Below are 15113 nucleotides of genomic sequence, written 5' to 3' on the forward strand. Positions count from 1 at the left end.
GCCCCCTTCACCGCATCAGGCTTGACGCTGGTGCTTGTCGATCTGCTCGTGGCGCTCTTGCGCTTCGATGCAGTACTTGGTGGTAGGACTGATCAGCAGGCGCTTGAGGCCGATAGGCTCGCCGCTGTCGTCACACCAGCCAAAGGAATCTTCCTTGATGCGTTCCAGAGCACGCTCAAGTTGCGGCAGCATGCGCTGGTCGCGGTCAATGGCGTTTACCAGCCAGGTGCGCTCTTCTTCGACAGAAGCCGCGTCAGCCGGGTCGGCCGGGGTGTCCAGGCTCTCAATGGCGATACGGTTCTGCTCAATGCGCTCGTGGTGCTCCACCTTCATGTCTTGCAGCAACTTCTCGAAAAAAGCGTGCTGTTCGGCATTCATGTAGTCATCCGCCGGCATGGCCAGCAACTTTTCCTTTGTCATTGATTTCTCTATAAAAAAATACGTGCATTAAGGCGAATTAGGGAGCGTTCCGGCCGACCTGTGCAGGTCTCGGAAGGGCGCCATCCATTCCAAGCGCCACCCGGCACTCAATTTACGAGGGGCGGCAGTCTAAGGCCGACTTGAGGGCGCAGCAACTGAAAAGACAGGCATTTTTTCCCGATCAACCCCCAAAGGCACCAGGACGGGCTTGGCGAATGGTCATCGGAGTGCGTTTATAGCAAGAAATTCAGTGTTGTGGAGCTATATAGAAGACAAACGGTTGTAGGAGCGAGCTTGCTCGCGAAGCACTCAAGGACACCGCGTTCAATCAGATAGCCCGCGTTATCTTTGCAGCTTTCGCGAGCAAGCTCGCTCCTACAGGGTTAGGTACTCAGCGCTTGAGCTTGCGCTTGTTGCGGTATTGGTCGATCACCACCGCCACCACAATGATCAGGCCCTTGATGATGTCCTGGATATACGCATCCACCCCGACAAAGGTAAACCCGCTGGCCATGACGCCGAGGATCAGCGCGCCGATCACCGTGCCGGTAATGCGCCCTACTCCACCGGCCAGGCTGGTACCGCCGATCACTGCGGCGGCAATCGCGTCCAGCTCGTAGGACATGCCCATGCCGGCCTGCCCCGTCGCTGCACGTGCCGAGGCCACCACGCCGGCCAGGCCCGCCAGGAGACCGGCGATGCTATAGACGATGATCAGGTGACGCTTGACGTTGATCCCCGAAGTGCGCGCCGCCTGCATATTGCCGCCGATGGCATAGGTGTACTTGCCATACTTGGTGTAACGCAGGGCAATGTGGAAGATCACCGCCACCACCAGGAAGATAATCACCGGCATCGCGCCATGGCCGATCGCTGTGTAGGAGTCCGAGAGCATGCTCACCGGCTGGCCTTCGGTGTAATAGCGCGCCAGGCCACGGGCCGAGACCATCATGCCCAGCGTTGCGATAAACGGCGGGATGCCGGTGACCGCGATAATGCTGCCGTTGATTGCCCCCGCTAAAAGCCCCACACCCAAGCCCATCGCCACCGGGATCCACACCGGCAAGTCGGTGAGGGACGGAAACACCGCCCGGGAAAAGTCGGAGGTCTGCGCCAGGCTGGCGGCGATCATCGCTGACAAGGCCAGCACCGAGCCGGACGACAAGTCGATGCCCGTGGTGATGATCACCTGGGTCACACCGATGGCCAGCAGGCCGATGATCGACACCTGCAGGATCATCAGCACCAGGCGCTGGGAGTTCATCAGAAAGCTCTGGTCGCGCACGATCCAGCCGAACAATTCAAACACCAGGCCGATACCGATCAGCACCAGGAAGATACTCAGCTCGGTGGGCATGCGTCGACGGTTCTTGACCGGCGCGGTTGCCGGCTTGTTGTCTGTTATTGCGTTCATAACCCATCACCTTCTTATTCTGTAGATCAGTGGACTGCGGTCATCCCGGAAGCCAACTGCATGACTTTTTCCTGGGTCGCCTCGGCGCGATCCAGGGTGCCCATCAGTTCACCTTCGTGCATCACCATCACCCGGTCGCTCATGCCGAGCACTTCGGGCAGTTCGGAGGAAATCATGATCACCGCCATGCCTTCGCTGGCGAGGAAGGCGATCAAGCGGTAGATCTCGGCCTTGGCGCCCACATCGATACCACGCGTCGGCTCATCCAGGATCAGCAAGCGTGGGTTGGTCATCAGCCAGCGCGCCAGCAAGGCCTTTTGCTGATTACCGCCGGATAAGGTGTCGATGCATTGCTCCAGGGACGGGGTTTTCACCCGCAGCTTCTTGCACATGTCTTCACACAGGGCACGCAAGGCTTTCTGCTGGATAAAACCGTTGCCCGAATAGTGCGGCAACACCGCCATCTCCATGTTCTCCAGCACCGACAGGCACGGGAACAGGCCGCTGAGCTTGCGGTCCTCGGTCAACAGCGCAAAGCCTTTCTCAATGGCCATATGCGGGTCGGTAATGCGCACCGCCTTGCCGTCCAGGGTGATTTGCCCGCTGGAACTTGGGGTGATGCCAAAAATGGTTTCCGCCACGTTGGTGCGCCCGGAGCCCATCAGCCCGGCGATACCGAGGATCTCCCCGGCGTGCAGGTCGAACGATACGTCCTTGAATACGCCGTCCAGGCTCAGGTCGCGCACCGACAGTAACAGCTCACCAATAGGTGTTTCGCGCACCGGGAACAGCTGGCTCAATTCACGCCCGACCATCATCGAGATGAGGCTGTCGCTGTTCATGCTGTCGGCCCGTTGCAAGCCGATGTATTGGCCGTCGCGGAACACCGCCACTTCATCGGCGATGGCGAACACTTCGTTCATCTTGTGGGTGATATAGACGATGCCTTTGCCCTGGGACTTGAGGTCGGCAATGATCGAAAACAGGTGGGCCACTTCCTTGTCGGTAATGGCCGAGGTGGGTTCATCCATGATCAGGATGTCGGAGTCGTAGGACACTGCCTTGGCAATCTCGACCATCTGCCGTTCGGCAATGCTCAGGTTGCCGACCTGTTCTTCGGGGTCGAGGTTGATGCGCAGACGCGCCAGCAACTCGGCGGTGCAGCGGTGCATTTCGCGGTGGTTGACCATGTGCAGGCTGTTGAGCTGTTCGCGGCCTATCCAGATGTTCTCGGCGATGCTCATATGGGGCATCAGGTTGAGTTCCTGGTGGATCATCGCGATCCCGGCCTTTTGCGCGGCCAGCGGCGTTTCAAAGGTGATCGGCTTGCCACGCAGGCGAATTTCGCCGGCGTCGGGCTGGTAGATGCCGGCGATGATCTTCATCAGCGTCGACTTGCCCGCACCGTTCTCGCCCATCAACGCCAGCACCGTGCCGGGGCGCACCCGCAGCTGCACATCGTCCAGGGCCACGACACCGGGAAAGCCTTTGCTGATGTTGAGGATTTCCAGCAGGTAGGGTTCGTCCAGCGCCAGCGCCGGGTGGGCGGCGGGCTGAGACGTGGCGGCTTGAGCAAGCATAGGGAGGTACTCCATCTGCAGGGCGGCCGTGACCGCCCTGCCAGCTTTTGTTGTTATGTTGGGCTACTTGAAGTCTTTGACGTTGTCCGGAGTGATCAACTGGAACGGGATCACCACGTTCTGCTCAACCGGCTCCTTCTTGGCCATCTTGCGCGCTGCCTCCACCGAACCCACCGCCTGGCCCTTGGCGTCCTGGAAGGCCGAGGCGGCCATGTCCCCCTTGGTGATCGCGTTCAAGCCATCGGGCGTGCCGTCGACACCGGCAATCAACACGCTACCTTTTTCCTTGCCGGCCGATCGCAGGGCCATGGACGCCCCGATCGCCATCTCATCGTTGTTGGCCAGCACCGCATTGAAATCACGCCCTTGGGTCAGCCAGTCGTTGACCAGGGTCATGCCCCGGTCACGCAGCCATGCGCCGGTCTGCTCCTGCTCGATCTTGATGTCCGGGTACTTGGCCAGCACTTCCTTCACGCCCTTGGTGCGGTTGGTGGTGGAGTTGTTCGCCAGGTCACCCAACAGGATCACGATCTTGCCCTTGCCGCCGAGTTTTTCGGCGATGTACTGCATTTGCAGGCGCCCGGCCTCGACGTCATCGGAGGTCACGGCCACCACGTCCTTGGGCAAGTCTTTCTGGTCGGGGCGGCGGTTGACGAACACCAGCGGTATACCCGCCTTGGTGGCGGCACTGATGATGTTCTTGGTCGACGCGGTATCGACCGGGTTGACGATAATCGCGTCGACCTTCTGGCTGATGAAGTTCTCGACCTGGCTCAATTGCTTGACCACATCGGCGCGGGCATCTTCGAATTGCAGTTGCACGCCATCACCTTTTGGATAGGACTTGGCTTGCTTGTCCATGTCCTCGCGCAGGTAGGTGAGGAAGGTGTCATCGAACGCGGACATCGTCACGCCCACCTTGAGATCGGCGGCGCCGGCCACACCGCTGGCCAGCAGCATGGACAAGGCCAGGGCGGTAAAACGGATCGGGGTCTTCATGAACGGTCTGTCTCCACTTTCTTGTTGGTTTTTTTCGACGTTGCGTTGATCAGGACTCGGCTGTCAGTCGCACCACCGGCGCGCCTGGAATGCAGCACACCAGCGCGCCCTGGTTTTCGACGCACAGCACATTCAGGAAGGAGAAGTAGAACGGCCGGGCGCGGGGCAGTCCGCGTGGCGCTTGGAGGGGGCGTAAAACTCGCAGTACAGCGTTGAAGATTTTCATCTGACGGTACCTGGTTGTTTTTGATCTTGTTTTTGTTGAGTCGCCCGTAGGTTCCGGGACGTACTTTATGCAACCTGGAAAAGACTGTATTAGAAAATAATTTCCATATCAACCTGTTTTAGAATTTTATTCTATTTTCGTCGAAACCACCTGCTGGCGCTCGTCACTCAGGCGCGCGGCGTCCAATATACGGGTGGTTTCCAGGGCATCATAGGCATTGACCGGCAGCGCCCCCTGCCCCACCACGGCAGCTAGCAACTGCCGATAGAATTGGGGCCAGCAGCCCTTCTCCGACGGCACCCGCTCACGCTCCGGCCCTTGCTCAAACCAGCCCCAGCGTCGATGCTCCTCAGCGCCCCAGTGTTCACCTTCGGTTTTCGGTGACTTGCCGGCCAGCAGCGCTTCTTCCTGGCCATCCAATCCGTCGACGGTGTAACAGCCCAGGCTGCCACTGACGCGAAATCGCGGTGCCTGGCTGTTCTGCAACGCGTTGCCCCACAGGTGCGAAATCACGCCATTGGCATGGGTGAGGGAGACAAAGAAGCCGTGATCCACCGTGGGATGTTCTGGCGTGTAGTGCAATTGGGCGAACACCCGCTCCACCGGGCCGAACAGTTGCAACGCCTGGTCCACCAGATGGCTGCCCAGGTCGCGCAGCCAGCCGCCACCACTGGCATTGCCCACGGCCTGCGGACTGTAACGCTCCACGCGGGATTCAAAGCGGGTGATGGTGCCCAGGGCGCCGGCGTCGATCAGTTTGCGCAGGGTCAGGTAATCCGAATCCCAGCGCCGATTCTGGTAGACGCTGAGCAGCGAGCCCTGGCGCTCGGCAGCGGTAATCAGGGCCTGGGCTTGTTCGGCGTTGGCGGCAAAGGGTTTATCGCTGACCACCGCGACCCCGTGCTCGATGGCTTCCAGCACCAGGGCCGGGCGACCTTTGAGGGTGGTGGAAATCACCAGGGCATCGACGCCGGCTTCGACGATCTGGCCGATGGAGTCGAAGGCTTTGACACCCGGAAGGTCAGTACTCAGTTGCTGGCGACGTTCGGGTGAACGCGTCACCACGCCGACAAAGGTGGCGCCAGGCAGGGTGGCGATCAACGGCGCATGAAAAAAGCGTCCGCCGTGGCCGTAGCCCACTAGTCCGATTCGCATGCTCAACTCCAGAATTGATTTGGAAACCCAATCAACTGTGGGAGCTGGCTTGCCTGCGATAGCAGTGAGTCAGGCAATCAATCTGTCACTGATAGACCGCTATCGCAGGCAAGCCAGCTCCCACAGTGTCAACCACTTTTCTGCAGTGAGTTAGCCGTAGAAGCGCGGGCGATCCGGCAGGCTGACTTTCACAATCTGCCCATTGCCCTGGGCTTCAATACACGCATCCGCCGCCACCGCCGCCGCAAACCCATCCCAGGCCGACGGCCCGCCAACCTGCCCGGCCAGCACGCTGTCGATAAACGCCTGCAATTCCACGTCATAGGCACCGATAAACCTATCCTTCCAATCCATCAGGATCGCGTTGGACAGCTTCGCGTCGCTGCGCAGTTGCACCTGAGATGGCTCCGGCAACCTGGCGATACCGCTCTCCCCCACCACTTCACACTGGATGTCGTAGCCGTATTGGCAGTTCACAAACACTTCCACGTCGATACGCGTGCCTTTGGCAGTTTCCAGCAGCACGATCTGCGGGTCGCGCAGGTGCGCCAGCGCCTTGCTGGTCTTGCGCGGGAACACCACCTGCACGGACACGTAGTCGTCATTGAGCAGCCAACGCAGCACGTCCAACTCATGGATCAGGGTGTCGGTGATCGCCATGCCGGTGTTGTAGTTCTCGCCCACCGTAGGGTTACGGTGCGCGCAGTGCAGCATTAACGGCTCGCCGATCTGGCCGCTGTCGATCACCGCCTTGAGGGCACGATAGCCTTGGTCGTACGGGCGCATGAAACCCACCTGGACCAGGCGCTTACCGTGTGCCACTTCGGCCTCGACAATGTTGCGACAGCCCTCGGCCGTCACCGCCAGGGGTTTTTCACAGAACACCGGTTTGCCGGCGGCAATCGCGGCCAGCACAAATTCTTCGTGGCTCGGCCCCCAGGACGTCACCAGTACCGCTTCGACCTCTGGCGCGTTGATCAACGCATGGCCGTCCGGGTACACCTCGGCGTCCAGCTTCAAGTCCGCCACCACCTGGGCCGCCTGCTCAAGGTTGATGTCGGTGACGGCCACCACCTGGCTGTTGAGCAAGGCCTGGCTGCAACGACGAATATGGTCCCGGCCAATGGCGCCCGTACCAATCACTCCAAGTTTCAAAGACATGCAAACACTCCTCTTGTTATTAGTACTGCCGGGCCTTGGCCAGGTGTTCATTGAGTTTTTTGGCCGCTGCATTCGTACGTTCACTGGTGGACACTTGCGCCACACCCACACGCCACCACGACAGGTAGCCGTGGACCATGGTCTTGGGCAGCACCTTGATATCGATCAGCGTGGAGACGCTTTGCGTGCGGGCATCGGCCAACGCCGCTTCCAGCTGTTCCAGCGTGCTGACCTTGTAGGTCTTGCAACCGTAGGCCGCTGCGCTCATGGCGAAGTCCACCGGCACCAGGCCACCGTCGAGCTTGCCGCTCTCGGGGTTGCGGTAGCGGAACTCGGTGCCGAAGCTGTCCATGCCATTGCCAATCTGCAGGTTGTTGATGCAACCGAACGCCATGTTGTCCAACAGCACCACGTTGATCTTGCGGCGCTCCTGGATCGAAGTGGCCAGCTCCGAGTGCAGCATCATGTAGGAGCCATCGCCGACCAGGGCGTACACCTCCTTGCTCGGCTCGGCCAGCTTCACGCCCAGGGCGGCATTGATCTCGTAGCCCATGCATGAATAGCCATACTCGACGTGGTAGGTGTTGATGCCCTTGCTGCGCCAGGCACGCTGCAAATCACCGGGCAGGCTGCCGGCGGCGGCCACGATGATTGCGTCATCGGCCAGGCGAGCATTGAGCACGCCAAGCACAGCGCTCTGGGTCAGGCACGAACCGGTCAGCTCGATGAATTCCCGCAGCACGGCACGGTCCAGGTGGTCGTCGACTTCGGGGACAAACTCATCGCCCTGGTAGTGCACCTGATGCACGCGGTCGACTTCGGCGTCGAGTTGCGCCTTGGCGTCGGCGATCTGCTCGCCCCAGCCCGAACGGTAATCGCCCAGAGCATCTTCCAGTGCTTCAAGGGCGACTTTTGCATCGGCCAGCACTTGCACACCGTCCAGCTTCAACGCATCGCAGGGGCTGATATTGAGGTTGAGAAACTTCACCTCGGGGTGCTTGAACAGCGATTTTGACGAGGTGGTGAAGTCGGTATAACGGGTGCCGACACCGATGATCAAGTCCGCCTCAGGCGCCAGCAGGTTAGCCGCCAGGCAGCCGGTTTCGCCGATGCCGCCGACGTTCAGCGGATGACTGGACACCACGGCGCTCTTGCCCGCCTGGGTTTCCGCGAAAGGAATATCGAAACGCTCGGCAAAGGCTTGCAGGGCCTGGTTGGCGCCGGAGTATTTGACCCCGCCGCCGCAAATGATCAGCGGCTTGCGCTTGCCGCGAAACGCAGCCAGCGCGTCGCCGATCATGGCGCTGGTGGCCGGGCGTCGGTCGATGCGGTGCACGCGTTTTTGCAGAAAATAGTCGGGGTAGTCCCAGGCTTCGGCTTGTACATCCTGGGGCAAGGCCAGGGTCACCGCGCCGGTTTCAGCCGGGTCGGTCAGCACGCGCATGGCATGGATCGCCGCGGTCATCAGTTGCTCGGGGCGGTTGATGCGGTCCCAGTATTTGCTCACTGAGCGGAAGGCGTCGTTGGTGCTGATGCTCAGGTCGTGGAACTGCTCGATCTGCTGCAATACCGGGTCGGGCTGGCGGCTGGCATAGACATCGCCGGGCAGCAACAGCAACGGGATGCGGTTGGCGGTGGCGGTGGCTGCGGCGGTGAGCATATTCGCCGCGCCCGGCCCGACCGAGGCCGTACACGCATAAATCTTGCGGCGCAGGTGCTGCTTGGCGAACCCGATGGCGGCGTGGGCCATGCCTTGCTCATTGCGGCCCTGATGCACCACCAGGTCGCCGCTGTCCTGCTCCAGGGCCTGGCCAAGGCCCAACACATTGCCATGCCCGAAAATAGTGAACACCCCGGCGACAAACTTGCTCTGTACGCCGTCGACTTCGATGTACTGGTTATCCAGGAACTTCACGAGGGCCTGGGCCATGGTCAATCTTGTTGTGGTCATCACTTGCACCTATGAATGCAATTGGAATGTTCAACACCGATCCACGGTGGGAGCTGGCTTGCCTGCGATAGCGGTCTATCAGTTGCACAGGTATTGCCTGACACACCGCTATCGCAGGCAAGCCAGCTCACACATTTTTGATCGCGTTATGGCAAGGGCTTTTGCAAATACGCCATGCTGCTGCCCAACGCCTGCCGGATATCCGCCAACCCGTGCACGCTTTCGGCAAACGGTTCGAACGACAAATAGCCGCTGTAGCCGGTGCTCAGCAAGGTGTCGATCTGCGCCGCGTTCCCGAGGATATCGTCCTCGCCCACCAGCACGCGGTGGCCGTCGCGGATCGAGTCCAACGGCGCATCGTGGTCTTCCACCCCGGAGATGTGCACCAGCCCGGTCAGTTCCGGGAAGAACTCATGCTCGCCGGCCAGGTGATGGTGAAAGGTGTCGTGCACCACACGAAACACATCCAGGCCACCGATGGCCTTGATTGCATCCACTGCCACGCGCTTGCGGCGCAGGGCGGATATGGTAAAGCCCAGGGGTTCGATGAAACCCAGAATCCCATACTCGCGCAGGATCAACGCCAGCTCGCTCAACGCCGTGCGCAAACCAGCCGCGCGCTGCGCGTCGTTGCGCATATCGCCAGGCTGATTGAACGGGCACATCACCAGACCCTGGGCCCCGCACTCACGAGCGTAGGTGGCCAGTTCGATTGCCTGGGCACGGCGTTCGTCGTTCCACACATCAAAGGGGTACAGCGCGTTGATCGACAGCACCTTGATGCCCTGCGCTGCACACAACTCACGCACGCGGCTGGCGGGTGTGCCGTATTCGATTTCACGGTTCTTGAGGTCGTTGCGGATCTCAATGGCCTCGCAGTTGAGAGCCGCCGCCAACTGGATGAAATCCGGCAGGGACAGGTTGGGGGCGACCATGCGGTTAAGGGCAAAACGTAGCGGCGACTTCATTGTTGTTGTTCTCCGTCCAACACCGTTTACAGGTCCAGCAGCCAGCTGTGCTGCGGGTCGTTATGAAAATGCCATGCACGCTTGGGGCCGGCCATCACGTTCAGGTAATAAGACTCGTAGCCGTACGGCACGCTGACCGGGTGATAGCCCTTGGGCACCACCACCAGGTCACTGTTTTCCACGGCCATGGCCTGGTCGATGCTGCGATCGTCGGTGTACACGCGCTGGAACACGAAGCCCTGAGGCGGGTTGACCTGGTGGTAGTAGGTCTCTTCCAGAAAGCTCTGGTGCGGCAGGTCGTCGGTGTCGTGCTTGTGCGGTGGGTAGCTGGAGGAATGCCCCGACGGCGTGCGCACTTCCACCACCAGCAGCGAATGGGCCGGCTCGCTGTCGGGCAGGATGTCGCACACATAGCGAGTGTTGGCGCCTTTGCCGCGCACACTGCGCTTGCACTGCTCGGGGCGGATCAAGCGCGGGGCAAAACCCGTAGCACCCGGCGCTGCGCAGACGGCAATCTGCACATCGCTCAGGGCCGTGACTCGGGCGTCAGTGCCCGGCGGCAAATAGGCGGCGAACGGTGACTTGTCTTCGAACACCGACTGGCGATCCCCCAGGTTCTGCCAATTGAAGCCTTCGCCTTCAATATTCACTCGACCGCTGAGCAGCACCAGGCACAGTTCCTGATCGCCCGCACTGACCGGCAGGGTTTCGCCCAGGCTCAGGCGATAGGCGGCAAAGCCTACGTACTCCAGGCGACCCGCCTCCAGGGCAACCATGGTTTGCCCGCGTTTGCTGCTTTTGACCAACAAGCTCATCACTCAAGTCCTCTGGTTGAGAAGCGCACGCAGGGTGTCGTAACCCTTCTTCGCGTAGATATAGCTGGGCGCCACGGCCGGGTCCTGCTCGGCTTCCACCACCAGCCAGCCCTTGTAGTTCGCCGCGAGCAACACATCCAGCAACGGTGCGAAGTCGATATCACCATCGCCGGGCACGGTAAAAGTGCCGTTGACAATGCAGTCCGGGAAGCTCCACATCTGGTTACGCGCCAGTTGCACCAAGGGTTTGCGTACATCCTTGAAATGCACATGGCAGACGCGGTCGATATGCTTGCGCAGCACCTCGATGGGTTCGCCGCCGCCCATGTAGCAGTGGCCCGAATCGAACAGCAAGCCGACTTCCGGGCCCGTGCGTTTCATCAACTGATCGATGTCCTCGGGGGATTCGACGTACGCGCCCATATGGTGGTGATAGGCCAGGCGCACGCCCTGGGACAAGGTGAAGCGCGCCAGCTCGGTAAGCTTGTCGGCGTAAGCCTGCCAGGCCTGTTCACTGTGAAAACGCGGACGCTCGATCAGGCGGATGCGCGAGCCCTGGATCGAGTCGGCCACTTCGCCGTATACCAGTACCGAGGCGCCGTTGTGTTTGAGCAGTTCGACATGGGCGGCAATCGCCTCGATTTCTTCAGCCCCCGAACGACGGGCCAGACGGCTGGAGTACCAACCGGACACCAGCGCCAGGTCATAAGGACGCAGCACGTCAGCGACGCCCTTGGCATCCTTGGGGAATTTGCCGTTGAGCTCAAAACCTTCGTAGCCGATGTCCTTGCCTTCGCTCAGGGCCGTGCTCAGCGGGGTCTCACCGCCGAGGGCCGGGAGGTCGTCGTTGCTCCAGGAGATCGGGTTGATGCCAATTCGGATTGCGGGCATGGCTGCACCTTTTGTTTTTATCTTCAGAATTCACTGGGATCTGCTTTGTGTGGGAGCTGGCTTGCCTGCGATAGCAGTGTGTCAGGCAGTACATTTGCAACTGACAGGTTGCTATCGCAGGCAAGCCAGCTCCCACATTTGATCGTATTTACCGTCGGGCGCTGAGCCAGGCATTGATGAGCTGTTCGAAGGTCGCCTGCACCTGCAGGATCAGCGTTTCATCATCAATCTCCCCCGCCATCCACGCCCGGCTCGGCTCGTGGAAGATCGTGCGGCCCACGGCAAACCCACGGCAGGTGCTGCTCTGGCTGGCTTGCTTGAAGCCATCGGCGAGAAACTCGGGGGAAGCATTCAGGCCCAGCAACACCACGCCACGGCAGTAGGGGTCGCGTTCCTGGATCAGTTCGTCGAGCTTTTTCCAGTCTGCGGCCGACTGGGTTTCGATCTTCCACCAGGCCGGGTAAATGCCCAGGTTGTACAGGCGCTTGAGGCTGCGGTAGAGCACGTCCGGGTAGGTGGAAGGGTGATCCTTGGGCGGGATGACTTCCAGCAGCAGTTCGTGGCCACTGACCAACGACGCCTCGTACACCGCCTTGAGTTGCGCTTCCTGTTCAAGGCGCAGCATCGGCTCGTCATCGGGGTGAAACTGCACCAGGCACTTGATGATCTGTTCCTGGGGCCAGGCAATCAGGTTGCTGCCGATCGAACGCCCGTGCTCGAACGCCAGGGGCCGCGAGTTCTGCACTTCCACCGGGCGAGCGATCCACCAGCCGCGACCGCTGGCGGCGTTGAGTGCATCCTGGCCGAAGCGTTGGTCGGCGAGCAGGCCCACATCCGCCTCGACGCCCTGCTCGCTGAGTTTTCGCTCCACGCGTTCGATGGCCTGGATAAACAACTGCTTGATGTCGCTGATACGCTCAGGGGCCTGGCCACCTTTTTGCGCCAGCTCCACCAATTGCCAGCGGTGGTCGAAGGCAAAGATGAACAGTTGCTTCCAGGCTTTGCGCGGCACCGTGACACGGTGCAGGCGTTGCAGGGTCACGTCCTGGTCCGGCCGGGTGATGGGCACGGGGCTGTTGAACAGGTAATCGAGTTCGGCGGGGGTCGGCATCGCTGGCGCACAGGCGTGGCGCGATACCACCAGGCCGCCACAGGCATTGGCCAACTGGCTGCAACGCTCATCGCTGGCGTCATTGATCCAGCCGCTGAGAAAGCCCGACATAAAAGCATCGCCTGCGCCCAACACGTTGAGCACTTCAACCCGCACGCCAGGATAGATGGCCCCGTCTTCCAGGCGCGCCGGAATTGCGCCGTGAATCACCGTGCAGCCCTGGGGGCCGAGCTTGACCACCAGAGTGGCCGGGGTCAGTTCACGCACGGTGCGCAGGGCGGTGAGCAGGTCTTCACTGCCGCCGGCAATCAGGAACTCCTCCTCGGTGCCGACGATCAGGTCGAAACGCGGCAGGATCTTCTGCACATGTTGGCTCACATTCTGGTCGGCGACGAAACGGGTTTCGCCATCCGCCTTGCCCGCCAGGCCCCACAATACGGGGCGATAATCGATGTCCAGCACGCGCTTGACGTTGTGCTTGGCCGCATAATCCAGGGCCTGCAGACTGGCCTTGTAAACGCCGTCGGTGGAGAAATGCGTACCGGTGATCAATAGCGCTTTGCTGGAGGCAATGAAGGCTTCGCTAATGTCTTCGGCGCGCAGGGCCATGTCGGCGCAGTTTTCGCGGTAGAACACCAGGGGGAAGGTTTCGCGGTCCTTGAGGCCCAGCAACACCAGGGCGGTGAGGCGCTCCGGGTCGACCTTGATGCCGCTGACATCACAGCCTTCGCGGGCCAGGGATTCCACCAGGAAACGGCCCATGTGGTCATCACCCACCCGGCTCAGCATCGCCGACTTGAGCCCAAGCCTGGCCGTGCCGAAAGCGATATTGGCGGAAGAACCGCCCAGATACTTGGCGAAGCTGGTCACATCCTCAAGCCGCGCACCGACTTGCTGCGCATAAAGATCGACGCCCAGGCGCCCGAGGCAAATCAGATCCAATTGACGCCCACTGGCAAAACGAGTCTGGCCCATGCTGGCTCCTGTTATTTTTATCAGCCTGCGTTGTGCCGCCGTGGCGACGGCAAACGCTCTTGGTGGGAGCAGACTAGAACGTCCGCTGGCAGCAATCAATATTTATTCCATAATTATTTTTAGTGGAATATTTTTTCCAATACCTCAGGATAGTGGCACGCCAGCGCCCATGCATCGTTTCAGCAGGCCACGCGGGCCGTGATGCCGGGGTATTTTTTTGCGCCTACCCTGTAGACTTGCGCCACCTATCAGCGCATCAGACGAACACGCCAGAAGGATTGCCCATGTCCCGCACCGATCCCGAGACTACCCTGGAAGAAACTATCGCCAGCCCTCCGATCAATGCCGAACGCCTGTTGCAGCTGATCACCGACGAATACGAGAGCCTGCCGCGCCAGCTCAAGCGTATCGCCAGCTACATGAGCCAGCAGAGCGACCGGATCATGGTCGACCGGATCAGCGACATCGCCCGGGAATGCGAAGTGCACCCTTCGGCCATCGTGCGGTTTTCCCAGCGCTTCGGTTTCAGCGGGTTCAGTGAGATGCAGGCGCTGTTTCGCGAGGCGTATACGCACAAGACCACGCCGGTGCAGAACTACCAGCAGCGCATCCGCAGCATGATCGCCAACAAGTCCCAGAAGGCCAGCGGCGGCGACCTGGCGCGCGAGTGCGTCAACGCCACCCTGTCGGGCATCGAACGCTTGGGGCTGGAGTTGGACGACGCTGTCTTCGAGAAAGCCGTGGACCTGGTGGTCAATGCCGACAACATCTACGTGGTCGGCGTGCGCCGCTCCTTTGCGGTGGCCGACTACCTGGTCTACAACCTGCAGCACACCAACAAGCGCATCCACCTGATCTCGGGGCTAGGCGGCAGTTATCGCGAGCAGATGCGCAGCGTGCGCGCCAATGACCTGGTGATAGCCATCAGCTTCACGCCCTACGGCAAAGAGACCCAGCACTGCCTGCGCATCGCGCAGCATCACCAGGCCAAGACCCTGATCATCACCGACAGCAACCTGTCGCCCCTGGCCAAGCGGGCGAATGCGGTGCTGTTGGTCAATGAAGGTTCCTCGTTTGCTTTCCGCTCGCTGAGCGCCACGCTGTGCCTGTGCCAGGCGTTGTTTATTGCGGTGGCGTATCGGTTGGAACTCAAGGTGGATGAGATTCACGAACAGGTTGGGTTCGACGACTGACCCGCCACCTGTAGGCGCGAGCTTGCTCGCGAAAAACGCAAGAACGCCGCGGCCATTTTGAATGAACGCGGCGCCCAGCAGTTCTTCGCGAGCAAGCTCGCTCCTATGTATGGACTCGCCCCCACTTTCAACCCGCTTTTCAAACATTGGTACCCGGTTGCATCTATGTATCAGGCCTATCCGAGGAAGCTCCAAACAGCTTCTGGCCAACATTGGATCAGCTCGCGATCTGCCCATTACAAAAAGGCCTCAAG

13 protein-coding genes are annotated in these 15113 nt (G+C 60.6%); 1 reads left to right on the plus strand and 12 read right to left on the minus strand.

Annotated features, from left to right (window positions below; all coding sequences use genetic code 11):
* Window positions 1-15: 15 nt before the first annotated feature.
* The 12 genes from JJD66_RS23180 to JJD66_RS23235 form a co-directional block, all read right to left on the minus strand.
* On the minus strand, window positions 16-420 hold the full coding sequence (locus tag JJD66_RS23180) for a TraR/DksA family transcriptional regulator (protein WP_003191666.1): 405 nt from the start codon (window positions 418-420) through the stop codon (window positions 16-18).
* 391 nt (window positions 421-811) lie between these two features.
* Complete coding sequence (locus JJD66_RS23185) at window positions 812-1834, minus strand: ABC transporter permease (protein WP_003191668.1); 1023 nt, start codon at window positions 1832-1834, stop codon at window positions 812-814.
* Window positions 1835-1860: 26 nt separating this feature from the next.
* Window positions 1861-3414, minus strand: a complete 1554-nt coding sequence (locus tag JJD66_RS23190) for a sugar ABC transporter ATP-binding protein (protein ID WP_034125691.1) — start codon at window positions 3412-3414, stop codon at window positions 1861-1863.
* Between the two features lie 63 nt (window positions 3415-3477).
* Complete coding sequence (locus JJD66_RS23195) at window positions 3478-4413, minus strand: sugar ABC transporter substrate-binding protein (protein WP_200649130.1); 936 nt, start codon at window positions 4411-4413, stop codon at window positions 3478-3480.
* A gap of 49 nt (window positions 4414-4462) precedes the next feature.
* Window positions 4463-4639, minus strand: a complete 177-nt coding sequence (locus JJD66_RS23200) for a hypothetical protein (protein ID WP_003191673.1) — start codon at window positions 4637-4639, stop codon at window positions 4463-4465.
* A gap of 126 nt (window positions 4640-4765) precedes the next feature.
* Window positions 4766-5794, minus strand: a complete 1029-nt coding sequence (locus tag JJD66_RS23205; RefSeq protein ID WP_198716523.1) for a Gfo/Idh/MocA family protein — start codon at window positions 5792-5794, stop codon at window positions 4766-4768.
* Window positions 5795-5944: 150 nt separating this feature from the next.
* Window positions 5945-6955 (minus strand): Gfo/Idh/MocA family protein, encoded by a 1011-nt coding sequence (locus JJD66_RS23210; RefSeq protein ID WP_200649131.1) that lies wholly within the window; start codon window positions 6953-6955, stop codon window positions 5945-5947.
* Window positions 6956-6974: 19 nt separating this feature from the next.
* On the minus strand, window positions 6975-8906 hold the full coding sequence (gene iolD, locus JJD66_RS23215; protein ID WP_200649132.1) for a 3D-(3,5/4)-trihydroxycyclohexane-1,2-dione acylhydrolase (decyclizing): 1932 nt from the start codon (window positions 8904-8906) through the stop codon (window positions 6975-6977).
* 146 nt (window positions 8907-9052) lie between these two features.
* Window positions 9053-9874, minus strand: coding sequence for a TIM barrel protein (locus tag JJD66_RS23220; protein ID WP_200649133.1), 822 nt, complete (start codon window positions 9872-9874; stop codon window positions 9053-9055).
* A 26-nt stretch (window positions 9875-9900) separates the two neighbouring features.
* Entirely contained in the window at window positions 9901-10689 is a 789-nt protein-coding gene (iolB, locus tag JJD66_RS23225) for a 5-deoxy-glucuronate isomerase (protein ID WP_019817190.1), read from the minus strand.
* Between the two features lie 3 nt (window positions 10690-10692).
* Window positions 10693-11580 (minus strand): myo-inosose-2 dehydratase, encoded by an 888-nt coding sequence (gene iolE, locus JJD66_RS23230; protein WP_200649134.1) that lies wholly within the window; start codon window positions 11578-11580, stop codon window positions 10693-10695.
* 148 nt (window positions 11581-11728) lie between these two features.
* Window positions 11729-13666: a bifunctional 5-dehydro-2-deoxygluconokinase/5-dehydro-2-deoxyphosphogluconate aldolase gene (locus tag JJD66_RS23235; RefSeq protein ID WP_200649135.1), complete on the minus strand. Its 1938-nt coding sequence runs from the start codon at window positions 13664-13666 to the stop codon at window positions 11729-11731.
* 284 nt (window positions 13667-13950) lie between these two features.
* Here JJD66_RS23235 and JJD66_RS23240 point away from each other — a divergent pair, with 284 nt between their 5' ends.
* On the plus strand, window positions 13951-14859 hold the full coding sequence (locus tag JJD66_RS23240; protein ID WP_200649136.1) for a MurR/RpiR family transcriptional regulator: 909 nt from the start codon (window positions 13951-13953) through the stop codon (window positions 14857-14859).
* Window positions 14860-15113 lie beyond the last annotated feature (254 nt).

This window comes from Pseudomonas sp. MF6751 (assembly GCF_016613265.1).
Classification (GTDB): domain Bacteria; phylum Pseudomonadota; class Gammaproteobacteria; order Pseudomonadales; family Pseudomonadaceae; genus Aquipseudomonas; species Aquipseudomonas fluorescens_BV.